18 protein-coding genes, 1 tRNA gene and 2 pseudogenes are annotated in these 22701 nt (G+C 70.1%); 6 read left to right on the top strand and 15 right to left on the bottom strand.

The genetic code is table 11. The features are described from left to right. The first annotated feature begins 50 nt into the window (after positions 1 to 50). Positions 51 to 1319, top strand: coding sequence for an ATP-binding protein (locus tag TNCT1_RS10040; protein ID WP_069777875.1), 1269 nt, complete (start codon positions 51 to 53; stop codon positions 1317 to 1319). A 39-nt stretch (positions 1320 to 1358) separates the two neighbouring features. Here the strand turns inward: TNCT1_RS10040 and TNCT1_RS10045 are convergent, their stop codons facing one another. From TNCT1_RS10045 to TNCT1_RS10065, 4 genes are all read right to left on the bottom strand, one after another. Continuing rightward, a complete protein-coding gene (locus tag TNCT1_RS10045) occupies positions 1359 to 1844 on the bottom strand; it encodes a DUF5994 family protein (protein WP_069777876.1) in 486 nt (161 codons plus the stop codon). 283 nt (positions 1845 to 2127) lie between these two features. Continuing rightward, positions 2128 to 2649 (bottom strand): hypothetical protein, encoded by a 522-nt coding sequence (locus TNCT1_RS36910; RefSeq protein WP_373298060.1) that lies wholly within the window; start codon positions 2647 to 2649, stop codon positions 2128 to 2130. Between the two features lie 6 nt (positions 2650 to 2655). Continuing rightward, entirely contained in the window at positions 2656 to 3192 is a 537-nt protein-coding gene (locus TNCT1_RS10060) for a DUF5994 family protein (protein WP_143630521.1), read from the bottom strand. A gap of 189 nt (positions 3193 to 3381) precedes the next feature. Then, positions 3382 to 4359, bottom strand: coding sequence for a magnesium transporter CorA family protein (locus TNCT1_RS10065; RefSeq protein WP_143630522.1), 978 nt, complete (start codon positions 4357 to 4359; stop codon positions 3382 to 3384). Positions 4360 to 4446: 87 nt separating this feature from the next. Here TNCT1_RS10065 and TNCT1_RS10070 point away from each other — a divergent pair. Continuing rightward, a pseudogene (locus TNCT1_RS10070) lies at positions 4447 to 5532 on the top strand (fatty acid desaturase). Between the two features lie 211 nt (positions 5533 to 5743). Here the strand turns inward: TNCT1_RS10070 and TNCT1_RS36225 are convergent. The 3 genes from TNCT1_RS36225 to TNCT1_RS10090 all read right to left on the bottom strand — a co-directional run bounded on the left by TNCT1_RS36225 (position 5744) and on the right by TNCT1_RS10090 (position 7619). Continuing rightward, entirely contained in the window at positions 5744 to 6613 is an 870-nt protein-coding gene (locus TNCT1_RS36225) for a DUF5994 family protein (protein ID WP_235902491.1), read from the bottom strand. A gap of 71 nt (positions 6614 to 6684) precedes the next feature. Next, on the bottom strand, positions 6685 to 7179 hold the full coding sequence (locus TNCT1_RS10085; protein ID WP_235902493.1) for a DUF5994 family protein: 495 nt from the start codon (positions 7177 to 7179) through the stop codon (positions 6685 to 6687). Between the two features lie 134 nt (positions 7180 to 7313). After that, positions 7314 to 7619, bottom strand: coding sequence for a hypothetical protein (locus TNCT1_RS10090; protein WP_143630523.1), 306 nt, complete (start codon positions 7617 to 7619; stop codon positions 7314 to 7316). 790 nt (positions 7620 to 8409) lie between these two features. Here TNCT1_RS10090 and TNCT1_RS10095 point away from each other — a divergent pair. Continuing rightward, positions 8410 to 8931 (top strand): hypothetical protein, encoded by a 522-nt coding sequence (locus tag TNCT1_RS10095; protein WP_235902496.1) that lies wholly within the window; start codon positions 8410 to 8412, stop codon positions 8929 to 8931. 37 nt (positions 8932 to 8968) lie between these two features. Here the strand turns inward: TNCT1_RS10095 and TNCT1_RS10100 are convergent, their stop codons facing one another. Beyond that, the gene (locus tag TNCT1_RS10100; protein ID WP_143630525.1) at positions 8969 to 10762 is read right to left on the bottom strand and encodes a SpoIIE family protein phosphatase; all 1794 of its coding nucleotides are present in this window, start codon (positions 10760 to 10762) and stop codon (positions 8969 to 8971) included. 771 nt (positions 10763 to 11533) lie between these two features. Here TNCT1_RS10100 and TNCT1_RS10105 point away from each other — a divergent pair. Further along, positions 11534 to 11854, top strand: coding sequence for an ANTAR domain-containing protein (locus TNCT1_RS10105; RefSeq protein WP_143630526.1), 321 nt, complete (start codon positions 11534 to 11536; stop codon positions 11852 to 11854). A 146-nt stretch (positions 11855 to 12000) separates the two neighbouring features. Here TNCT1_RS10105 and TNCT1_RS10110 read toward each other — a convergent pair whose 3' ends face one another. From TNCT1_RS10110 to TNCT1_RS10145, 6 genes and pseudogenes are all read right to left on the bottom strand, one after another. After that, positions 12001 to 12936 carry a GAF domain-containing SpoIIE family protein phosphatase gene (locus TNCT1_RS10110; protein WP_143630527.1) on the bottom strand — a complete coding sequence of 312 codons (936 nt, stop codon included), beginning with the start codon at positions 12934 to 12936 and terminating at the stop codon, positions 12001 to 12003. A 661-nt stretch (positions 12937 to 13597) separates the two neighbouring features. Next, entirely contained in the window at positions 13598 to 15691 is a 2094-nt protein-coding gene (locus tag TNCT1_RS10115; RefSeq protein WP_235902498.1) for a SpoIIE family protein phosphatase, read from the bottom strand. Between the two features lie 790 nt (positions 15692 to 16481). Next, positions 16482 to 16708, bottom strand: a pseudogene (locus tag TNCT1_RS10125) (IS5/IS1182 family transposase); the annotation flags it as partial. Positions 16709 to 17127: 419 nt separating this feature from the next. Then, positions 17128 to 17532 carry an anti-sigma regulatory factor gene (locus tag TNCT1_RS35795; RefSeq protein WP_174266224.1) on the bottom strand — a complete coding sequence of 135 codons (405 nt, stop codon included), beginning with the start codon at positions 17530 to 17532 and terminating at the stop codon, positions 17128 to 17130. 326 nt (positions 17533 to 17858) lie between these two features. Further along, a tRNA-Met gene (locus TNCT1_RS10140) sits at positions 17859 to 17932 on the bottom strand. Positions 17933 to 18077: 145 nt separating this feature from the next. Next, a complete protein-coding gene (locus TNCT1_RS10145; RefSeq protein WP_143630529.1) occupies positions 18078 to 19217 on the bottom strand; it encodes a CdaR family transcriptional regulator in 1140 nt (379 codons plus the stop codon). An 87-nt stretch (positions 19218 to 19304) separates the two neighbouring features. Here TNCT1_RS10145 and TNCT1_RS10150 point away from each other — a divergent pair, with 87 nt between their 5' ends. After that, complete coding sequence (locus TNCT1_RS10150; RefSeq protein WP_143630530.1) at positions 19305 to 20360, top strand: ferredoxin reductase; 1056 nt, start codon at positions 19305 to 19307, stop codon at positions 20358 to 20360. Between the two features lie 7 nt (positions 20361 to 20367). After that, complete coding sequence (locus TNCT1_RS10155) at positions 20368 to 21489, top strand: acyl-CoA desaturase (protein WP_143630531.1); 1122 nt, start codon at positions 20368 to 20370, stop codon at positions 21487 to 21489. Between the two features lie 192 nt (positions 21490 to 21681). On the opposite strand, the gene TNCT1_RS10160 is transcribed toward TNCT1_RS10155, so the two are convergent. Continuing rightward, positions 21682 to 22623 (bottom strand): cupin domain-containing protein, encoded by a 942-nt coding sequence (locus TNCT1_RS10160; protein WP_143630532.1) that lies wholly within the window; start codon positions 22621 to 22623, stop codon positions 21682 to 21684. Positions 22624 to 22701: the final 78 nt, after the last annotated feature.

The following is a 22701-nucleotide window of genomic DNA, read 5'->3' on the forward strand; positions in this document are numbered from 1 at the left end:
TCCGGGCACCGGCTGATGATGGGGGTACGGCCGAACACGCGGAGCTGATCATGACGGGTTGGCGGGTCAGGGACTACACCCAGGACGATCTCGAAGCGGTGATCCGTGTCGACATGCAGAGCGGCACGACCGAGGAGCCGCCGCTCTTCCCACTCTCGGACGCCGTGACGGCCCTCCAGACCCGCCACCCGGCCGTGGTGGCCACGGCCGACGACGTGCTGATCGGCGCCGCGGTGAGCAGGGTGGAGGGCGAACGGGCATGGATTCTGCGCATTTGCATGGCGCCCGGCTGGCGGCAGCGCGGGCTGGGGAGTGCCCTGATCACCGCCCTTGAGCAACGCGTCTTCGCCGCCGGCGTCCGCGCGGTGCACGCCGCCCTGCCCGAGGGCGAGACCGGTGCCACCGCCCTGCGCAATTGCGACTTCGGCGCCCGCCCCGGGCTGGTCTTCTTCGAGAAACGCGGACCGGTGACCCCGCAGTCGGCCGGCACGCTGTCCTCGCTCGGAGCGGAGCTGCCGCCAGGGGGGCTCTGGCAGAAGGTCGCGGGCATGCAACGGGAGAAGCAGCTCATCGAGCGGCGCCTGGTCCTGCCGCTGGCCCATCCCGAACTGGCCGCCCAGCACGGAGTGGAACCGCCACGGGCGGTGATGCTGTTCGGCCCGCCCGGGACCGGCAAGAGCACGTTCGCGCACGCGATCGCCAGCCGCCTGGGATGGCCCTTCCTCGAACTGTTCCCCGCCCGTCTGGCCGCCGAGTACGGCCTGGCGACCGGGCTGAACCGGCGCTTCGACGAGATCGCCCGGCTCGACCACGTCCTCGTCTTCATCGACGAGGTCGAGGAGGTCGCCGGCGAACGCGGCGGCGCGGACGCGACCGCTGTCGGCGTCGTCAACGAACTGCTCAAGGCGATCGTCCGGTTCCGAAGCCAGGACGGACGGCTGCTCGTCTGCGCCACGAACAACGTGACCACGCTCGACTCCGCGTTCCTGCGGCACGGCCGCTTCGACTACGTGCTGCCGATCGGCCCTCCCGACCACACCGCCAGGACTGCACTGTGGGAGAGCTACCTGGCCCGAGCGGGCGCGCGGGCCGACAGCGCGGTACTCGCGTCCGCCAGCGAGGGGTTCACCCCCGCCGACATCGCCCACGCGGCGCGTACCGTCTCCCAGGCCCAGTTCGAGCGCACCTTCGACACCGGAACCCGGACCACCCCCACCACCGACGACTACCTGGACACGATCTGCGACACCAAGCCCACGGTCAGCGCTGCCATGGCCCGGGAATTCGCCCAGCAGACGGAGGAGTTCGCCCGCATCTAGCGTCCAGGCCGGGTGGGGAGTCGATCTGCGACGGACGTGTCAGGCCGGCGTAGGTGGCGTGTCGCTGCCCGTTTCGATGAGGATCTGCCTGGCCTCGGTGACGTTTTCGGCCCGTACGGCCCTGGCCATCGCGGCGCGTGCCGCGTCGGGCGACGTGTCCGGAGGGACCAGCAACAGAGAGAAAAGGTCCCCTTCGCCTCGGGTGATGAGGACGGTGTCGTCACCGACCGGGAAGGAGTCGATGTGCACGACCCGGTCGTCGACCATCACCCGGGTCGGCAGTTCGTCCCAGGCGCTGCCGTCCAGACCGACCCGGGTGACAGGCCCGAGATGCTCGGTCAACGCGGAGATCAGCGAGGGAAGCTCGGCACCGATGTCCCGGGACCGCGGCCACCATGCGCCGTCCAGGATTCCCTCGCGTGCGTGGGTGGTCTCCAGTCGCAGCAGGGCCGTTCCGGGTTTCACCGACCGGTGCACGGCGTCCGGCAGGAGCCTGGGGAAGTCGGGGGTGTCTGAGCCTGCCATGGTGTCCGCCCGTCCGCAGAGAGCAGTGCGACCGCACGGCGTGCGACCACGATACGACCCTGCTACCTCACGGTACTCCGCACGACGCTCCCGCGAGCGCTTCGCCGCAGGCGCGGTTGCGGAAACAGGCAACGGCTCCGGCGTATACCCGCCGGAGCCGCCCTTCCGGGTCATTGCACGTGAGCGTGCGCCGACCCGCTTTCCAGGCTACGTCAAAGGGACTAATCCGCCATAAGCAATCCTTGCGAGGGTTAACTTAGGTCCGAGAAGCCGACGCGGCGGCTCAGCCACGCCCTTCCTCTTCCGTCTCCATCTGCCTGATCCCCTGGTGCGTCAGCGTGATCATCGCGGGCGTGTTGCCCCTCCCCCAGTCCACGACGACCCAGCCTTCGCCCGCCAGGTACATACAGGCAGCGGCCATGTCCTGCTCAGGGATGCCGAGGTCGGTGCGGAGCTTCGCCCCATCGACGCCCAGGAGTCGATCGCCCTCGGCGGCTTGGTACAGAGCCTGCATGATCCTCTCGCGATACGTCTTCCGGTCTCGCAGTATCGCCATCACGCGCCTTCCTCTCCCGCCCACGGTCGGGCCGAAGTCGATGTCATCCGCGGTCGCGGTGGGGCGCGTCGGAACGGTCGCGTCCACCGCCGGCCGACGGCGCCTCCGGGGCCGACGCCCGATCCCCGGCAGAACATCGCTGTAGTGGAAGGCAGCGATCCGTTCGGCGTGCTGACCATTGAGCTGGTGGATCAGAACTACTCCGATGGCGATCAGGACGAGCAGCACGGCCACGGCGATGACGAGCATGGGATCTCACCTCCGCCGACCGGCGGGCGAAGGCCCTGCCGAGCCGATGGGCCGGGGCCGGGACGACGGTCGACCTGCTCCGCCGTCGGCCTCCCAGGCTTCTTCCCTGTTTCGTGCATCGATCCCGTCTGCTGCTTGCTCCCGGGCCGAGGCATCGACGCCGTCGCCGGCCATCAGCTGCGCGGCAACATCCGCACCGGTTTCCGGCGGAATCACCAGCACGTCCCGGCGGCCGTCAGCGGAGAAAAGAGTGAGTCTGTGGGGATCCTGCTCCTCGGTGGACCAGCCCACCTGCACGGTGCGCCCGGCATAGGACACCCAGTGCGGCAGGACGGGCCAGTAGGCCGGGTGCACGGTGACACCCGTGATACGACCCCAGAGATCGCCCAATGCCGCCGTCAACGACGGCAGCTCACGGGTGAAGGCACGGGAGCGAGGCCACCACATACCGTCCAGCCCGCCCGGCGCGGGCGTGATGGACAGCCGGGCCGGATGGGGCGGCGCGCGCCTGCTCGATGTCGTACGGTCAATGGTCACGGCCATGGCGCGAACCTGTCTCCGGGCTCGTGGGTGCGGCCCGGCGCTGTCGATCTCCGGGAACGGCACCCGCAGCGGAGCCGGTGCGCGAAGAACTCCCGGTGTCTTCACACTACTCCGCTCACCGGTCCGAAAAGCCGGGGATGACCAGGCAGTTTCCTGCCTTCGGGACCTGGTCGCCGGTGCCGATGCCGGTCAGAGCCAGTCCTTGCGCTTGAACGTCAGATACAGCAATGCGGACAGGAGCACGATGACGGCGGCGGAGGTGACGAACCCCGACTCGCGGCCGAAACCGGGATAGGGGAGGTTCTGGCCGTAGTAGCCGGTGATCGCGGTGGGTACGGCGATGATCGCGGCCCAGCTCGTCACCTTCTTCATGATCAGGTTCATGCGGTTGGCCTGGACCGAGAGGTTCGTCTCCATGACCGAGGCCACCAGGTCCCGCAGCGATTCCGTCCACTCGGTGGCACGCAGCACGTGGTCGTAGACGTCCTGGTAGTACGGGGCGAGAGGGTCGTTGATCAGGTGCAGGCCGGGGCGCATGAGGGTGTTGACCACCTCACGCATCGGGAGCACGACGCGGCGCAGCTGGACGAGCGACTTACGCAGTGCGAAAACGCGGCGCTGCACGGCTTCGATCTCACGGCGCCCGGCCGCGAAGAGCAGACCCTCCAGGTCCTCGATGCTGTCGTCCAACTGCTGGACCGCGGCGAAGTGTCCGTCCACGAGATGGTCGAGCAGACCGTGCAGCAGGAATCCGACGCCGTGGCCGGCCAGGTCCGGGCTCTCGTCCCAGCGGGCGACGACGTCCTCGATGTCGAGGCCGTCGTCCTTGCGGACGGTGATCATGGCCTGGCTGGTGAGGAATACGGCGATCTCGCTGTACGTCAGTTGCCCACCGTCCGGGCTGACGGTCACGGCGTAGGCGCTGAGGAACTCGTGGGTGCGATAGCGGTCGAGTTTCGGCCGCTGTCCATGGTGAGCGGCATCCTCCAGAGCCAGTTCGTGGATGCCGAACTCCTGACCGAGCATGGTGAGTTCAGCGGCTCCGGGCCGGTGCAGGTCCAGCCACAGGACCGACGCCGGATCAGCGAGATGCGCTGAGACGTCACTGGCGGGAAAGCCCTCCAGGACCAGAGTGCCGTCGTGATACAGCCGGGTACGCGTCACCATGGCCCGAGGCTAGTGTCTTTATACCCCTGTCATGCCGCTTCGCCCTGATTGCCAGCGCGGCTGGTTCATCGACAGCAGCCACCCTCCGTGGGGGCCTTATGTCAAAGCCCGCGACATCCGGAGCTCCGACCGACGAGCATCGGGTGCCGGTCCGAAGGCAGGGATGTGGGTACCCGGCTGCCGCATCGCATCCGGCCTGCACCGCACGACCGGATGCGGCCCGTCAGCCGGGAAGGACACTCCGAGACCATGACCACGCATACCCTGCGCCGTCGGGGCTGGAGCGCGTTCGTCGTCATCGGCGCCGGGTGGTGGACCCTGGCGCTCGCCGCGTTCCTCGCCGTGATGTTCGGGCAGGTGGCTCTGCTCGCCCACGACGTCGCGCACCGCCAGGTCTTCCGCCGGCGCCGGCCCAGCGAGACGGCCGGCCGCATCGCCGGGGCCGCGATCGGGATGGGCTACGGATAGTGGCAGGACAAACACACCCGCCACCACGCCAACCCCAACCACGAGGACCTCGACCCCGACATCGCCCCGGACCTGCTGGTGTGGTCCCAGGACCAAGCCCGCGCCGCGACCGGACTGCCGAGGATCATCGGCCGTCGGCAGGCGTTCCTCTTCTTTCCCCTGCTCCTGCTCGAAGGGTTCAACCTTCATGTCTCCAGCGCGCGAGCACTGGGCAATCGCGCCCTGAAGAACCGCGCCCTGGACGGCACGCTGCTCTACGGGCACACCGCCGCCTACCTGACCGCAGTGTTCCTCGTCCTCCCGCCCGGTATGGCGATCGCGTTCCTGGCCGTCCACCAATGCCTGTTCGGCCTGTACCTCGGTTGTCTGTTCGCCCCCAACCACAAGGGCATGCCGATCCTGACCGGCGAGGACCGCCCCGACTTCCTGCGCCGCCAGGTCCTCACCGCACGCAACGTACGCGGCAGTTGGTTCACCGACCTCGCCCTGGGCGGCCTGAACCACCAGATCGAGCACCACCTGTTCCCCAGCATGCCCAGCTCCCACCTGCGCAGGGCCCGGCCCGTCGTCCGCCGCTACTGCCAGGACTGGGGAGTCGACTATCGGGAAACCGGACTGATCGCCTCCTACCGGCAAGCACTCGCCAGCCTCCACCGAGCAGGAGCGCCACTGCGGCGAGCCCGTATCAGCAGCGCCCGAGCATGACGCACCGGCGCCGGCGGTAGACGATCTCGCCGCCCTGTCTGAACCAGCACAGCCGTAAGCCGCCGTACCCGTCCCAGACTTTGCGCCGCGTCGCGCGCAGGGCTGCGCCGGAAGAAGCCTCGCCCGCAGCCGGCCGGCGTCCACCCACGAAGCGAGCGCATCCTCGCCGGATGTGCCTGCCTGTGCCGCCGGATGGGCCGGACCCACGCACTCAGCTCGCGAAGTGACCCTGCTCCGGCGTCAGTCCCACCGCGGACATGAGCGAGTCCGCGGCCTGCTCGGTGGTCTCCGGTGGCACGACCAGCAGATCCCGGCGCCCATGGGCGGGGGCCATCAGCACGATGGTGCTCGGCGTGCGCGCCGTGGCGGTCCTGCGCAGCCGGACGACCTGGTTGCAGACGAGCATGCGGCCCGGGGCCCCGGCCCACCCTGCGCCGTTCACCAGGACACTGACGATCTGGCCCCAGGCGCGGGGCAGGCCGTAGAGCAGTGACGGGAGCTCCGCCAGGAGGTCGAAGGTTCGCGGCCACCACGCCCCGTCGATACAGCGTGGCACGGTGTTCTCGGGCGCGAGGTACAGGCGAAGGAGGGGCGGGGCCGGTGGCGGGCGCCGCAGCTGGTCGCTCATGAGGTGTCCTGTCGGGTGGTTCGGCGCGGCATGTGGCCCTTGGCCGGACAGCGCGCCTCGGCGGCGGGCGATGCGCTCGCGGGGAGGCGGGAGTGCGGCGTCGGCCGTTCGTCCCTCCCAGGCGTCCTGTGCGTTCGCGTAGGCGGGGAAGCGGCCGAGCAGGCCGGTGTGGCGGAAGAGCAGGTCGGTCGTGTGGCTGTCGTACACGATGCGTACCCAGCCGCGCCGGGCGCGGCAGTCGGACCACGCCTCGCACAGCGCGGACAGGACGCTGGAGTCGGAGAAGGTCACCTCGCTCAGGTCCACGATCAGGAAGAGCCGTCCGGGCGGGGCCGCTCGGGCCTCGGTCAGGGCGCGGACCAGTGGGGCCGCTGATTGCGTGTCCAGTTCGCCGTACGTGCGGACGATGCGGCACTCCTCGAAGAGCGCAGAAGTGTCATTCAGAGTGGGCAACGGCTCACGCGAGGATGGTGGTCGAGGCCGGCCGGTCGTCCCTGCCGCGGGCTCCCAAGGGGCCCCGTGCCTCATTCCGCCTCCCCGGCCGCGCCCACCGGGCGACCCGCATCGGCGAGCGCCAGCATGCTCGCGGCGGTCAGTGGGTTCTCCGGGTCGGCAGCGGCGGCCAGCAGCCGGACGGCTGTTCCGGCCGGCTCCTCGGGCGGGACGACCAGGAGCACCCAGCGTCCCACGGCGCCGCAGTCCAGGGTGATGACGTGCGCGTCGCTTCCGGGTCCGGTCGGTTCCACGGCGATCACCCGGCCCGGGGCCATGACCGTGTGCGGGGCACCGGGCCACCCGGCGGGGTCCACGGTGACCCGTATTACGGCCCCCGGCTCCGGCTCCAACAAGTCGACGAGCGAGGGAAGTTCGAGTTCCAGCGCGTCGCAGCGCGGCCACCAGGCCCCGTCCAGTGGGCCGTGGCTGACGTCCGGGGTGAGGGTCAGGCGGGGCAGGGGCATACGGTACGTGTGCGCGTCGGCACCGGAGACGCCTCCGGCCGACGTACTGCTGGGTTCCATGGTCCGGTCCCGTCCCGGGAGCCGCAGGACGACTGCCCGTTTCGTCCCTCGCCGGGAACGGCACCGCCGGAAGCGCTGCGCGGAAAGCTCTCGGTACGATCAGGCTACACCTGGGCCCAGGAGAAGCGCGCGCGTCAGCCGTCCGGCTCCGTCTTCTCTGCCCTGCCGTGTTCCCCCTGTTCTTCCTCCAGCTCCTCCATCAGGCGGATGCCCTCATGTGTCAGCGAGACGGCCGCGGGGGTCCGGTGCGAGGTCCAGTCCACGCTGATCAGTCCCTCGTCGGCCAGATAAGAGCAGGCGGCGGAGAGGTCCTCGTCGGGCAGGCCCAGCTCGGCGCGGAGTACCGATCCGCTGACCTCGGGGCGATTGCGTTCGACGGCCCCGTAGAGGGATCGCAGGACCGCCTCCCGGTTGTTCTTGCGTTCGCGGAGTCTCGTCATGGCTGTCGTTCTCCGAGGTCACGGCCACGGGGGACGGACACGCCGGCGGATCCTCGTGGCCTCGCGGATCCGGGTCATACCTCGTCGGCGTGAGCGTGCGCGTGCTCTGTCGAATTGCTGGTCGCGAGCCGGAGCGTGCGGGTTCCGCGGCGTGCGCGGTGTCGAGGGCGACATGGAGCCGGGTCGCGACCGGCGGGCAGCTGCTCCATACGGACCTCCTGACAGGCGACGGGTGCGAAACGTGCACCAACGACGATTCGGGTCGCTGCCCGACGCAGCCGGCGACGGTGTGGGGGCCTGCGTCGCGTTTCCACGGCAGCCTCCTCTGCAGGGTATGCCGGGTACGGGTGGCCCTGCGTCGGATGACCGGCCGGGCGGCCGGCCGCCTGCCGGTCCCCCGGCCGAGCCCGGTGACCACGCGAGCCGGCCTGGGCCGGAGGAGAGCGCCCGTACGCGGACGGTCGGCGCCGTTCCTGGTGTCGGCGACCGCCGGGCCCGCCGGGGCGGGCCCGGCCGGGAGTACGGTGGACACACCGAGGGCACGCCGCGCACCGCCTCAGGCACCGGTGCCGTTCTCGGGGATCGACGACGCCGGGGCGGCCATCGCCCGCGCCCGGGGGCAGGGTTGGCAATGACCGCGCAGGTGCTCCCCCCGACGACCCTGGCCCTCCCCGCTCTCCGGCCCGCACGGGGCAGGCCGCGTACCCGCGAACAGGGCCCGCCGCAGAGGGAGCGTACGTCCTCGCCCCAGATTGCAGATCGGATCCATCGGCTGACGCGTGGTCAGGTCGTGGACCGTCTGCAGGAGCTGGGCGACCTGTACGCGGAAACCTCCGGTGGTGACCCATGGGCGTGGAACCAGGCACGTGGCCCCTTCCTGGGCCATCTCACGGCCGACACACGACGGCCGGGGTTCTCGCTGCTGATCGCCGAGACCACCGCCCTGACCGGTTACGCCTATGGCTTCCCCACCGGCGGCTCGGGTCCATGGTGGGCGGGCTTCGACGGGCACGTCCGGGGAGGTCTGCTCCGCCGCGCCGCCTCCCGGCCGCTCTTCGTCGTCTCCGGGATCGTCGTCCCGCCTCGCGTGCGCCGGGAGTACCGGGACCACGTCTGGAACCTCGCCCGGCGCCTGCAGCGGCGACTGCTCGCCGACCACGGCGCCGCGCTCGGCGTCGCACTGGTGGACGTCCGGGACGGCAGGACCGTCGAGACAATGCGGTCCTGGGGCTGGCGGTACGCCGGAGACGACGGCCTTCAGGCCGTGCCGCCCGGTCCGTTCCGCATTCTGGCGCTTGCTCCGGGAACGTGAACAGCCGCGCCCCGTCATGGATCACGCCTCGGCCCGGTCAGGGCACGGGCAGGCGCAGGGCGAGAAGGGCGACGTCGTCCGTGCTGCCCAGGGGCGTCCGGGCCGCCAGCTGGTCGCACAAGATGTCCAGAGGTTCGTGGGCGAGGGCGAGAGCGTGGCGACGCAGTCGGCTGAGCCCTTTGGTCAAGTCGCTGCCGGGGACTTCGATCAGGCCGTCGGTGTAGAGCAGGAGCGTGGACCGCGGCGGCAGCGCGTGGGCGGCACTCGGGCGCGGATCGCTGGCACACGGGTCGGTTCCGAGGATGAGTCCCTGCCCGGCTTCGAGGTACTGCGCGCTCCCGTCGGGGGTCAGCAGCAGGGGCGGCGGGTGCCCCGCACTGGTCCAGTGCAGCGTCCAGGGGCCGGTGTCCGGACCTTCCACCCGGGCGAGGACGAGGGTGGCCATCCGCACGATGGTGATGGCGTGCATGGCGTCGTCGAGGCGGTCCACGACGGCACCGGTCGGCTCGGCATGGTCCCAGGCGAGGGAGCGCAGGATGCCGTGCAGCTGCGCCATGCCGGCCGCGGCGGTCAGATCGTGCCCGACGACGTCGCCGATGACGAGGGCGAGCGTGCCGTCCCTCAGCGCGAAGGCGTCGTACCAGTCACCACCGACCTGGGAGCCGGGCGGAGCGGGCTGGTACCGGGCGGCCAGCTGGAACCGGCCGTGCGCGGGCAGCGGGGGAAGGAGGTTGCGCTGCATGGCCTCGGCGACCGCGCGCTGCCGGCCGAACCGGCGCGCGTTGTCGATGACCAGACCGACCCGGCGGCCGATGTCGCCGGCCACGTCGAGATCGCCGGTGTCGAAGGGCCGGGCCGGGTCGGTGCGCACCAGCGTCAGGGCACCGGTGACCTGCCGTCTACTGCCGAGCGGCACCGTGATGGCGGATGCGGCGCCGATCGCTCCGAGGAAGGCGTCGTGCACGCTGGCCAGCGGGGAGTCGGGCGGTGCGTCCAGGTCCACCCGCTCTTGAAGCACGGGAGCGCCTTCGTTCAGTACCTGGACCAGGGGCGAGTGGGTCGCCTCCCCGACCGGGGGCAGATGACCGCGCCAGTCCTCCTGCCCGGCTGCACGGCCCTCCGGACCGGTCACGGCCACTCGGTGCACCTGACGAGAGCCGACCCGCAGGTCCACCGCGGCCCAGTCGGCGAGGCGGGGGACAAGGACGCGGCTCAACCGGGCGAGGGCCTCGTCCACCTCCAGGGTCTGCCCGAGCACGTCGGTGATCTCCGCGACGAGTGTCAACCGCTCGGCGAGACTCTCCAGCGCGCTCGTATGAGCCGCTCGTTCCGCCTGTTCCACCCGTTCCGACCGCTCGGCGCGTTCCGACCGCTCGGCGCGCTCCGCTCGTTTCCTACCGGCAAGGCGGTCCGCCGCGGTCTCGACGATCAGCACGGCCATGCCCAGGCAGACGCCGGAGACGTCGTCCGCCAGGGGGGTGGCCGACCAGGAGATCGGGACCAGCCGTCCGTCACCACGCAGGCCCCTGTCGTCGTCCCCGCGTGCCGCACGCCTCTCGGCCAGTGCCCACAGCAGCGGGCAGCGCTCCCGCGGGACGAGGCCACCTCCCGGGTCGCGATGGCACAGGTCGTGCAGATCCCGCCCGTACACCGACCCTGCTGCGCGCTGCAGAAGCCGCTCGGCGGCCGGGTTGACAGCGACGATCCGCCCGGCCGGGTCGATCACGGCGAGGGCCGTGCCCAGCTGCTCGACCACCCGCTGCCACAGAGCCGGCGCCCTCGAGGACAGCCGCCGCTCGTGCTCTCCGCCGGACCTCAGGCCCTCCGCCACGTCGCCGCCGTCCTTTCCGCACAGACCACACCGCGGTCCGCGGCCCCCGGGCCGGCGGGTCACGCAGACGTCGGCACCCCGATCCCGAGTTCCTCTTCGAGTACCCGCACCCGCGAGTAGTTCGCCGCCCTCGCCCGACCGGTTTCGTCAACCCGTGGAACGCGAAGCGCTCGACCGCGACCGCGCACGGGTGACCCCCGAGATGAGAAGTCGGCTGCCGGCCTCCATGCGGGGTCGCCGTCTCGAACGCCCACCCACATCCAGTCGGAACTGGCCGTCGCCACCCGCCAGACCATCGTCGACGCCATGGGCATCGTCGTCGGTCACCACCGCTGCGATCCTGTCATCGGCCCCCTGGGCTCATTGGCTGAACCGGAGGAGCCTGAGTCGGGCCAGCCCAATGGATACGCTCATGTGAGCCGTGATCCGCTCCCGCAGGATCCTTGCGGTCCGTCGGGCACTCCTCTTCGTGGACAAAGCCGCGACCGGTCGTGCGCAGGACCCCGGGGGGGCATGCTCTGGGACGACGCGGTCAAGACGTCTTCTTCCGGCTGCGGTTCATGCGCTCCGACAGCACGGTCGTCTGCCCCGGCGTCTGCTGGTCGAGCAGTCCTTCGCCTGGATCATGCACGCCCGCGGGCACCCGCCACCACGAACGGAGGATCCCGCGATCCGAGCGGTACTGATCGTCCGAAGGCAGGGCCCGCCGCCCTGGCCGAGTGAACCCTGAGCGAGCTCCGCTCCACCGGCCGCCGCGCGCCGTGGAACGGGATGTGGAAACCGCTCCTGAACAAGATCAGCGAGTTGCAGACGGAAACCAGTCAGCTGCAGGAAGCCGTCGTCTCCCACACCGTGGTCGACCAAGCGATCGGCGTGGGCATCACCGTCGGTGGCCTGCATCCCGAGCAAGGATTCCAAGTGCTGCGAGAGGTCTCACAGCACAGGAATACGAAACTGCGGCAAGTATCCGAACGGATCGTGGACTGGGTACACGGCAAACAGCTGCCCGACGAAATCCACACCGCTCTGAACAAGGCACTGGCCAGAGCACGGTCATCTGAACGCAACGCAGCTCTGCCGCCCGCGTTCTGAGCCGGACGGCAGGGCGGGCGGACGAATGGAATGCCAGCTCACTTCCGAACCCGCACGCGACACGACCTCCGCCCAACGAGTCCCCGAACCCACCTGGCCAAAACGTCCCACCCCAGACTTACATCGCGTACGGCGAGCATCCGGCCTCAGGGCGAGACGCCCTCATCCGACTGCGGCAGTCGCAGGGCGAGCAGGGCGATGTCGTCGTGGGCCCCTGCCACGAGTCCGTTCATCAGCTCGTCGCTCAGCTCGTCGATGTCCTGGTCGACCAGGACGGCAGCGTGCTGCCGGAGCCGGGTCATGCCGTGATCCATGGATTCGCCGCGCCGTTCGATCAGACCGTCCGTGTACAACAGCAGGGTGCTGCCCTCGGGCAGGGGCAGGCAGGCACTGGGCCGTTCGGCGTGCGGGTCGACGCCCAGCAGCAGGCCGTGTGCTTCCCAGAGGTAGGTGGTGTCGCCGTCCGCGGTGACCAGCAGGGGTGGTGGATGTCCGGCACTCGCCCACTCCAGCTGGTACGGCCCTCCCTCCTGGCCCTTGAGCAGTGCGTACACGCAGGTGGCGGTGCGGTGGCTGTAGAGGGCGTCGACTGCGAGGTCCAAGCGGCGCAGGATCATGCCGGGGGGCTCCCGGCGGTCGCAGGCGATGCCACGCAGCATGTTCCGGATCTGGCTCATGGTCACGGCGGCATGCAGATCGTGGCCGGTGACGTCGCCGATGATCAGAGTGGTGTCACCGCTTTCCGGCAGGACGAAGCTGTCGTACCAGTCACCGCCGATCTGCGCGGTGGCGAGCGCCGGGGAGTAGCGGGCGGTGATGCGCAGACCCGGTACGACGGGCAGGTCCGGCAGCAGGGAGCGCTGGAGGCGCACGGCGACAGCCTGGGTCTCGGCGTAGAGCCTGGCCTTGTCGAGGGCCAGCGCGATGCGGTGGGTCAGGTCCTCGACCAGCGCCAGGTCCGCCTCACCCCACGGCGGGTGTCCCTCGCCCCGGACCAGGGTCAGCGCACCCAGCACTCGCCGACGTGCCCGCAAGGGGGCCACGATCACGGAGTCTCCCCCGAGTCGGGCGAACGGTTGCATGGTTGCCGTGTGCAGTGAGTCGGACGCCTCCTGCGCGGTCGGCAGCCGCCCGGCCGACAACAGCGGCGGGCCGGCGCCGCGAAGCACCGGGACAGCGGGCCTGTCGCCGTCTCCGGCACCGGCACCGGCACCGGCACCGGCGGCAACGGTCCCGTCAGGCCGGTCAGGGCGGCGTTGGGGTCACGGTGTGAGACACAGACTCGCTCGACGGCGCCGTCCTCGTCCATCAGATCGGCCGCGGACCAGTCGGCCAGTCCCGGCACCAGTACGCGGCACACCCGCCTGAGCCCCTCGACCGCGTCCAGCGTGCTCGACAGCGCCGCCGCGCTCCGGGTGGCGAACGCCAGCTGGCCGAGCGCAGCTCGCAGCGCCGCGTCCGCGTCAGCGTCATCCTCGTCCGTGGCGACCACCTCCCGCCTGGGGGCTCTACGGCCGCTTCCGTCCTGGGAAACCACTCCTCGGGAAGTGCACTGAAGCCGTGCACGGCACGAGGGCCCATACAGGTACTTACCGGGGTCCTACCGAGCGCCTCGTGGCTTGTCTGTCGGGCACCCTCTGGACGCCTCCCGGCCCCGTTGCAGTTCACCGAGCAGCTGCAGTTGCACCGCCGCGCTCTCGCCGGCACGGCTGGCCGAGGACGATCCGGGCGCGCTCGGTAACGCTATGACCGCTGTTGGGGATGGGGCGAGTTTGCGGGCGGCAGAGCCTGCTCGGCCCAGACGATCTTGCCGTCGACGGAGTAACGGACGCCCCAGTTCTGCGCGAGTCGGGCGATGATGAACAGGCCGCGCCCCCCTTCGTCGATGGTTTTCGCGTGACGCAGCCGTGGCGCGAGGGCATTGCGGTCGTGGACTTCGCAGGTGAGCGTGCGGTCCTTGATGAGCCGCAACTGCACAGGCGGTGTGCCGTAGCGGATGGCGTTGGTGACCAGTTCGCTGACGATCATTTCGGTGGTGTAGGCGGTTTCCTCGCCCACTCCCCAGTGGGTGAGTTGGTGTTGGGCGTGGGTGCGCGCCGTGGCGACGGCTTTGGGGTGGGAGTCGAGGTGCCATGCGGCGACCTGGTCCGCGGGCAATGTGTGGGTGCGGGCCAGGAGGAGGATGACGTCGCCGTGGCGGGTGTCGTCCCGCAGCCCGTAGAGCACGTCGTCGCACAGATCCTGCAGTGGCCGGTCAGTGTGGGCCAGCGCCCGTTGGAGGGTCTCCGGGGACTGGGAGGTGTGCAGGAGGGACGGCGTGTAGAAGGCGAGGACGCTGCCGTCGGGGAGAGACACCGTGGTGGCAGCGAAGGGGGGTCCATCGGTCCTGCCCATGGGAGGTCCGCTCGGTAGGTGAGGAATCTCGGTGCTCCCATCGGGATGGGCGATGACGGGTGGGGGGTGACCGGCCAGGGCGATAGTGCAGGTCCCAGCGAGCGGGTCGTAGACCGCGTACGCGCAGCTTCCCGTGAGCGGCATGGGGTCGCCGGGCGGCAGAGCGGCGCGTTCCTGGGCCAGGCTGATGGCGGTGTCGTTGAGGCGGGCGAGGAGCTCGTCGGGCTCCAGGTCGAGCGCGGCCAGGGCGTGTGCGGCGGTTCCTATCTGTCCCATGGTGGTGGCCGCATGGATGCCCCCTCGGCCGGCTACTTCGCCGACCACCAGTGCGGTGCGGGCGCCGGACAGGGCGAATGTGTCGAACCCGCCGCCTCCCCCGGTTTCAGAGGGCACCAGTATGTGCGCGGTTTCAACGGTCGTCTGCGTCGCAACCTCGGGAAGCAGCAGGTGGCGCTGGATCGTCAGGGCAATGGTGTGTTCGCGGGTGTAACGGCGGGCGTTGTCGATGCACAGCGCGGCGTGAGCGGCCACTGCTTCGGCGAGGGTGACATCGCCTTGGTCGTAGACGTCGCCCTGGTCGGTGCGGTAGAGGCTCATCAGTCCCAGCACCTTTCCCCGCAGGGTCAGGGGTGTGGTAACAAGGCTCTGGACGCCTGAGGCGCGGATCGCCTCGGCGCGCTGCGGGACGGCCGCCAGCCAAGGTGTTTCGGGACCCAGGGCGACGAGGCGCGGCTTGAGGTCGGTCAGCGTCTGGGCGTAGGGCGTCGGGAACGGCAGAGCACGCACGTCCCCCACCGGATGTGCCTGGCCCTGGTTCTCGCCGCCACTGCGAGCGAAGGCGGCACGGCGCAGCGGCACCTCCCGTCCGAGGGGACTCGGCGGAGGTTCCTCGCCACGCACCACTGCCTCCACCACTTCCACCACGGCGATGTCGGCGAGGTCCGGCACCACCGCCTGCACCAAATCCTCGCAAGTGGCCACAACGTCTAGGGTCTGTCCCACGCGATCGCGCACCGAGTCGAGAAGGCGCAGACGGGCGCGTACTTTTTCGTATTCGGTGACACCAAGTATCTCCGTCAGCACTCCCAGGATCCTGCCCTGCGCGTCCTCAAGACGAAATGCCGAGACGGAGAACCGGTACTCCGGCCCCGGCGCGCCCTTCGGACGCACCCCCAATCGCCGCCCCCGAGCGGGCGCGCCGCTCTCCAGCACGCCGTGCAGCATCGTCTCGACCTCACCGGGCGCGGAAAGGTCACATACGTCGGTGAAGTGCCGGCCTGTGATCTCTTCAGGGGTGCCCGTTTTCAGGACCGGCGTGTTGACGTTGATCCATAGGATCCGCAATTCCGTGTCCAGGAGCATCAGGCCGGCCGGGGATTGGTGGAACAGAGCTTCCAGTACTGCCGCACCCTCGACGGCCGAAATGGCTTCGTTGTGCGCCACGGCAACCCACCTCCAGTATCCAGACTGCGCCTGGCTCCTGCGCGCCGCTCCACCGCATCGTGCGACGTCCCCGGGCAGGCCGCCGGATCTCCGCCGCGGTAGACATCACCGTTCTCGTCGCGGTGGTCGGCTCCCACATCGATGCCACCTCACGTCGCGACTCCCGGATCGCCCGGTGCGCAGCCGCCGTGCTGAGCCTGGCGGCGTCGGCGATCGGTCTGCACCTCAGCCGTGGCGGCGGCTCGGACCGGACGGCGCCCGCCGCATCGCAGAAGCCGGAGGCGGTGCGCAGGCTCTGGCGGGCGCATCCTGACCCGGCAGTCTCCGGGGCCGAGAGGCCGGCTGATCAAGCGCCGCGACCGCCGTGTCGCGACCTCCGTGCAGTCCGCGAGTGAGCCCGTCCCCTCGCCTCACCCGGCTGACATCGTCGCTGTGGCTGCGGTGCGGATGTGCTGGCTGAGAAAGCGGGGTGGCAGATCGTCGGCACGGACGCGATCGTCGTCAAGGCGTTCAACACCACGTTCGCCGGGCTGCTCTCGCCGGGTGAAGGCCACGGCTTCCCGCTCGACGTGCTGATCGCCGGTGACGACTCTGCTGCCAAGGACAAGGTCGCTGACCTCATCTCCTCTGGCGCGATGCGTCCACTGGACGTCGGTCCGCTGCGCCGTGCACGGCAGCTCGAGGCGTTGGGTTTCCTGCACATCAAGGATCACCGGCAGGAACAGAAATTCACGACCATTACGCCTCCCGCTGGAGCAGTAATCACGGGAATGCGGTGGCACAGACTCCTGAGCGCTTCCGAGTGCCTGGACGAGCCGTTCGTAGTCGCGAGCATGCCGACGGGCGTGCATGATCCAGGCAGCGGGAGCGTTCGACGGCCCAACGCCGGGGCAGAATGACCAATCCGGAGGCGTCCTTCGATCGGCTGATTGTCTTGATCGTCGGGTTCAGGTAGGTTTTCGCCCAGGTCACGAGCTGTCCGGCATGGGCGAAGTCGGCCCAGACGATGGCAGCGTCGCCTCACGGACCCCGTCTCGCTGGCTGCGATTGCAACTCCAGCGTCCCCGAGCGCATCGCCCGAAAGCTAATTGCATGAGGAGCCGAGCGCGTCATGCGCTCAGGGACAGTCGAGTTCGAGGCTAATCCCCACCGGAGTTCTCCAGCGGGGATTAGCCTCGAGCCTCAGGTCAGAGGCCCGGCCAGCATGCTCCCAGCGGGCCTCCCTCTATCACCGACGCCCCTATAACGCAGGGGTGCGGGAAACCGGCCTGACCAGGTTGAAGACCTCGCGGGCGGCGTATCGCTCGAGGCACCGGATGATCTCGCGTCGGGTCTTGCCCTCCCAGGTGACGATCCGCTCACTCTCGGCCCGGATCCGCAGCGTGCCCGAGCCGGTGCCGTGGACGACGCCGTTGGTGGTCGGCTCCGCACCGCGTTCAGGAGTCGAGGCCGAGTTCGGCCCAGACCGTTTTGCCGGGGTGACCAGGGGTGACGCCCCAGCGTCGGGCGAGTCGGTCGAGGAGTTGGATGCCGAAACCGCCGGGCTCGGTGTTCGCGGTGGCGCACTTGCGGGGCCAGCGGTCGCTGGAATCGCTGACGGCTATGCGCAGACACCGACCGTTCCAGGTGAGCTGGATCAGGGGCGGGCCGGAGCCGTGACGGATGGCATTGGTGATCAGTTCCGAGGCGAGCAGTTCGGCGGTCTCGATCATCCGGTGCCGGCGCAGCGGGCCGCCAAAACCGTCCACGCAGTCGCGGACCCAGTGCCGGGCTGCGGTGATACTCGCCGTGACTGCGGGGAAGCGCGTCTCGCAGGATGGGATGGTCGATTCGCCGTTCACGAGGTTCCTCCAGCGCGGGTGGCTCCGGGCCGCCGCCGACCGGTGCTCTGCGCACCCGGTGGAAGCCATCTGCCGGGTTACCCATGCCTGCCCGGTGAACCGTCCGTGTCTGCCGGGTGACCGGCAGATCCCGCGGACGTCGTCCGGCGGGGGTTCGACGGTGCCGGCGCGTGCTGGGCGAGTGCGCTGCAGCCCCCTCGACGCCTTCGGCACCTAGATGGACGACGACACCGCCGTGCCGGCCGTTCCGGCACCCCGCCCCGACGCCGAAGCGCACGAGACCCACGCAGTGAAGGCCCGGCGGATGCCGGGCCTTCACTTTCGAGTAGCGGGGACAGGATTTGAACCTGCGACCTCTGGGTTATGAGCCCAGCGAGCTACCGAGCTGCTCCACCCCGCGTCGGTACGGTGAACTGTACGGTACCGATCGGAATCGCCCAATCGACCTTCGCCTACGCTCCGGAGCGAGCCCGGCCGGTCGCGAGGTACGGGACGCAGGGACGGCCCGCGTCGTCGACAACTGCGGGCGGTGACGCGTTTACGCGTCAACTGGCCCGAAGACCGACCGCCAGCGTCAGTTCAAGGACCCGGTGTGGCGATGCGAGATCCGGAAACAGCTCCCGCAGCTGCGACATCCGGTACCGGACTGTCTGGGGATGGACGAACAACGCCGCCGCCACCTCGTCCCGCCTGCCCTGGTGCAGCAGCCACGCCCGCAGCGTCTCCTCCAGCCGCCGTGCGGTCGCGACAGGCAAGGTGCGCAACGGCGCGAGGGCTCGGGCACGCAGGTCTGCGAACGCGTCCACGTCGGCGCTCAGCACCAGCTCGGGCAGGTGGTCCTCGGTGTCGCGGATATCGGAGGAGAGGGAGCGCGCGCGTGCGGCTCGTGCGTACGAGGATGACGCACGAGTCCATGGCCGGGCCGGGCCGACCACGGCGGTGCGGTCGGTCAGCTGCCGCAAGAGATGTGATCGGTCGGCATCGGGGACGAGCAGCACACCGGTGGCGTCCGGCAGATCGTCGAGGACGAGGGTGCTCGGGTCGAGTGTGCGGTAGGCGGGCCGGGCCTGGGCGGCGGGCAGCAGGACCGCCGTCAGCGTAACCGGAGGCTGCCATCCGGCCCGTTGAGCGGAGGCCAGCAGGACGTCCGGGCTCGCGCCGGCGAGGAGGTCGCGGGCCAGGTGTTCCAGGTGGCGCTCGTGGGCCCTGCCCCTGGCGGCCAGTTCGTCGGCGTGGCCCGCGGCGCTCGCGGCGGAGAGCTCGTCGATGTAGGCGAAGGTCAGCTCGGCGAACTTGGCGACCTCGGCGGCGGGCAGACCTGCGGGCACGGCGCCCGCTGCCAGGCATCGCCAGGCCACGCGGGCACCGACGCGGTAGGCACTGAGCAGGGCGTCCATCGAACGGCCGTCGCGCACCTCGCCGCGGCCCAGCTCGTAGGCCGCGTCACCGCCGTCACCGCCCGTGGCGTTTCCGCTCGCGAGGTCCAGGTAGTGTCCCAGGGCGGTGCGAACGGCTCGGCGGATGGTGGCGCCCATGTGGCCCGACAGGGCGTTGGCGTAGGAGGGGACTTCGTCGATGATCGCCTGGACCACCTCGTCGGCGGTGGTCTTCAGCGCGGCCCTCAGTGCGGTGACCGTCGTCTCATCCAGGGCCAGTTCGCTGGCCCTCTGGGTTACACGACTCACGTTTTTATTCCCTGCGAACAATTTCACCCACCAGATTCACGTCCTACGGTCAGGACTTTACGCCCTGAGGCGCAGCAAGCTGGAGTCATGACGAGTGCAACCCTCCGCAGCAGGGCGTGGAAACTGCTGGAGATGGTCACGACGCCGCTGCTGCCGTCGGACTACCTCGACCTGGTCAGCCCGCTGCGCGCGGGCGCCGACCTGCGGGGGCGCATCGAGGCCGTGCGCCCCGAGACGGCCGACGCCGCGACCATCGTGATCAGACCGGGACGGGGCTGGCGCGGCCACACAGCCGGTCAGTACGTGCGGATCGGGGTCGACGTCGACGGGGTGCGCCTGTGGCGTGCCTACTCCCTCACCTCGCCGACGAACCGCCAGGACGGCCGCGTCACGATCACCGTGAAGGCGATCCCCGACGGCAAGGTCAGCAACCACCTGGTCCGCAGGGCGAAACCGGGCACGCTGATCCAGCTCGACCAGGCGACCGGTGACTTCGTGCTGCCGCAGGCCAAGCCGGCCAAGGTGCTCTACCTGACGGCCGGCAGCGGCATCACGCCGGTGATGGGCATGCTGCGCGACACCGAGTTCGACGACGTCGTCATGGTCCACTGCGCGCCGCGGCCGCACGACGTGATCTTCCGAGGCGATCTGCACGACCTGGTCGCGGACAAGAAGCTGCGGCTCACCGAGGTGCACACCGAGACGGACGGCATGCTCGACATCGCCCGTCTCGACGAGCTCGTGCCCGACTGGGCCGAGCGCGAGACCTGGGCCTGCGGGCCCGCGGGCCTGCTGGACGCCGCCGAAGCGCACTGGACCGAGCACGGCGTACAGGAGCGCCTGCACACCGAGCGCTTCCGCCCCGGCATCGTCGTGGCCGGCGACGGTGGCGAGGTCACGTTCAGCACCACGGGCAAGACCGTCGACGCGGACGGCGCCACGCCGTTGCTGGACGTCGGTGAAGAGGCCGGCGTGCTCATGCCCTCCGGGTGCCGCATGGGCATCTGCTTCGGCTGCGTCACGCCGCTCAAGGCGGGCGCCGTACGCGACCTGCGCACCGGCGAGATCACCGAGGCCGAACCGGGCGTCCTCATCCAGACCTGCGTGTCCGCCGCCGCGGGCCCCTGCGACATCGAACGGTAGGAACACCTTGACCGCCATCGACCCCACCGCCCACCTGACCGCGGAGCAGATCGAGGAGCTCGGCCGCGAGCTGGACGCGATCCGCGACGAGGTGATCGCCGGCCGCGGCGAGAAGGACGCCGCCTACATTCGTAAGGTCGTCGCGGCGCAGCGCAAGCTCGAACTGGTCAGCAGGGGTGTGCTGCTGTTCTCGTTCTTCCCGCCCGCGTGGCTGCTCGGCACCGCCGGACTGTCCGTGGCGAAGATCATGGACAACATGGAGATCGGCCACAACATCCTGCACGGCCAGTGGGACTGGATGCGGGACCCGAAGATCCACTCCACCACCTGGGAATGGGACCACGTCTCGCCGTCCGACCAGTGGAAGCACTCGCACAACGAGCTGCACCACACGTACACCAACGTGATCGGCAAGGACAACGACCTCGGCTACGGCATCATGCGCGTCGACGAGGACCAGGAGTGGCACCCGTTCCACCTCGGTCAGCCGCTGTGGAACTTCGTCAACGCCTGCTTCTTCGAGTACGGCATCGCGGCGTACGACCTGGAGCTCGGCAAGAACCTGAGCGAGCGCCGCCGCAGGAACCCCGAGTTCCGCGCGCGGGCGAAGGCCGTGGGCCGCAAGATCCGCAAGCAGGTGCTCAAGGACTACGTGATCCACCCGCTGCTGTCGGGCCCGTCGTTCCTCACGACGCTCGCCGCCACGTTCACCGCGAACCTGGTCCGCAACGTCTGGTCCCACTCCGTGATCATGTGCGGGCACTTCCCCGAGGGCGTACAGGTCTTCGAGCGCCGGTCGATCGAGGACGAGACGCGCGGCCAGTGGTACCTGCGCCAGATGATGGGCTCGGCGAACATCAGCGGCAGCAGGGCCATGCACTTCATGACCGGCAACCTGTCGCACCAGATCGAGCACCACCTGTTCCCGGACCTGCCGAGCAACCGGTACGCCGAGGTCGCGGTGAAGGTGCGCGCGCTGTTCGAGAAGTACGAGCTGGAGTACGTCACCGGGCCGCTGCCCAAGCAGGTGTTCTCCGCGTGGCGCAAGGTCGTCCGGCTCTCGCTGCCGAACAAGAAGAAGCCCGCGGTCCAGACGCCGGCTCGCGAGCAGGAGCTCGTCGCAGCCTGACGGGTAAAAGCGCCTGGCTCACGAACCCGAGGTCAGGCGCCCTTGTCCGCCGGGGGATTCCGGCGGCCGCCGGCGAAGCGGCGCCGCCGGAACCCCGGGGCCGGGCGCGGGTTCCGGGGCCGACCGTGCCCGGCCACCCCTTCGCCGCGTCGCGCCGGCCCCTGTCAGGGCCCTGCCGGAGGACCTGCCCGCTCAGGGGGCGGTGGGCCCGACGTCCGGGAGGCCCAGTCGGAACCTGCCGAACTGTGCGCCGTCCCGGGCGGCGAAGAACCGCTTCAGCAGGTCCTCCTCCTCGAACGCCGCGTTCAGCCGCTCCCGCACCTTCCCCAGCACCTCCCGCGGGCCCTCCGGGCCGCCGAAGCGCAGCAGTTCGGCGCACATGGCCTCGTCCTCGCGGAGCTGGTCCAGCAGCCAGCGGACGAGGTCCAGGCCTGTGGTGCAGGGGATCGAGCCGGTGATGTGCAGGGAGGGGCCCTCCTCGGTCACCGGGTCGTGCCAGTAGCCCCGCGGCAGGAAGAGGACGTCCCCGGGCGAGAGCACCAGGTCGTCGACGGCCTCGGCCGGTGGCGTGCCCATCTCCGAGTCCCTCGGGTGCATGGAGAACTCGTTGCGCCCGAAGATGCGCCACCGCTTCCTGCCCTGGAGCTGGATGGCGAACACGTCGTGGTTGTCCCAGTGGGCGTTGAAGCCGCCGGTGGGCGCCCAGGAGGCATACAGGTTGAACTCGAAGTCGCTGAGCAGCCTGCGTTCGAAGGCCTCGGAGAGCTGCGACAGTCCGGGGTGGATCTCGTCCGCGTACCGCATCGCGAGCGTGTGGCCCGCGCTCAGTGCCGCTCGCAGCCGCACCGGATCGACGCGGACCCGGCGGCGCCCGCGCCGGGCGGCGCGTGCCTCCATGTACGAGGCCTCGGGGAGCTGTCTGCCGTCCCGGGACAACCGCATCTGCGGGGATCTGAGGGGGTGCGTCTCCAGAATCTCGTTGAGGTCGTCCCAGCCGAAGAGGCTCCTGATCGGCTCCGCGGCACCGGGGAACACGCGATGTTCCCGGTGGTAGACCCGCGTCAGGAAGTCGCCGGCCGTCAGGGTGGAGACGAAGTCGTCCACAGCGGCCGAGAGGTCTGTGGGGGATTCCATGGCTCCTCCGTGGTTCACCGTCGGCGCGGGACCGGCCGGTTGCGTTGGGAAGTCGGTGGACGGGGTGCCGGGGGGCGG

This window comes from Streptomyces sp. 1-11, assembly GCF_007176755.1.
Lineage (GTDB): Bacteria > Actinomycetota > Actinomycetes > Streptomycetales > Streptomycetaceae > Streptomyces.

What these genes read in the sequence shown, in the direction of transcription:
- TNCT1_RS10040 (WP_069777875.1), top strand. Translation starts at nt 51, where the DNA reads ATGACGGGTTGGCGGGTCAGGGACTACACCCAGGACGATCTCGAAGCG.
- TNCT1_RS10045 (WP_069777876.1), bottom strand. Translation starts at nt 1,844, where the DNA reads ATGGCAGGCTCAGACACCCCCGACTTCCCCAGGCTCCTGCCGGACGCC.
- TNCT1_RS36910 (WP_373298060.1), bottom strand. Translation starts at nt 2,649, where the DNA reads ATGCTCGTCATCGCCGTGGCCGTGCTGCTCGTCCTGATCGCCATCGGA.
- TNCT1_RS10060 (WP_143630521.1), bottom strand. Translation starts at nt 3,192, where the DNA reads ATGGCCGTGACCATTGACCGTACGACATCGAGCAGGCGCGCGCCGCCC.
- TNCT1_RS10065 (WP_143630522.1), bottom strand. Translation starts at nt 4,359, where the DNA reads ATGGTGACGCGTACCCGGCTGTATCACGACGGCACTCTGGTCCTGGAG.
- TNCT1_RS10085 (WP_235902493.1), bottom strand. Translation starts at nt 7,179, where the DNA reads ATGGAACCCAGCAGTACGTCGGCCGGAGGCGTCTCCGGTGCCGACGCG.
- TNCT1_RS10090 (WP_143630523.1), bottom strand. Translation starts at nt 7,619, where the DNA reads ATGACGAGACTCCGCGAACGCAAGAACAACCGGGAGGCGGTCCTGCGA.
- TNCT1_RS10105 (WP_143630526.1), top strand. Translation starts at nt 11,534, where the DNA reads ATGTGGAAACCGCTCCTGAACAAGATCAGCGAGTTGCAGACGGAAACC.
- TNCT1_RS10110 (WP_143630527.1), bottom strand. Translation starts at nt 12,936, where the DNA reads ATGCAACCGTTCGCCCGACTCGGGGGAGACTCCGTGATCGTGGCCCCC.
- TNCT1_RS10150 (WP_143630530.1), top strand. Translation starts at nt 19,305, where the DNA reads ATGACGAGTGCAACCCTCCGCAGCAGGGCGTGGAAACTGCTGGAGATG.
- TNCT1_RS10160 (WP_143630532.1), bottom strand. Translation starts at nt 22,623, where the DNA reads ATGGAATCCCCCACAGACCTCTCGGCCGCTGTGGACGACTTCGTCTCC.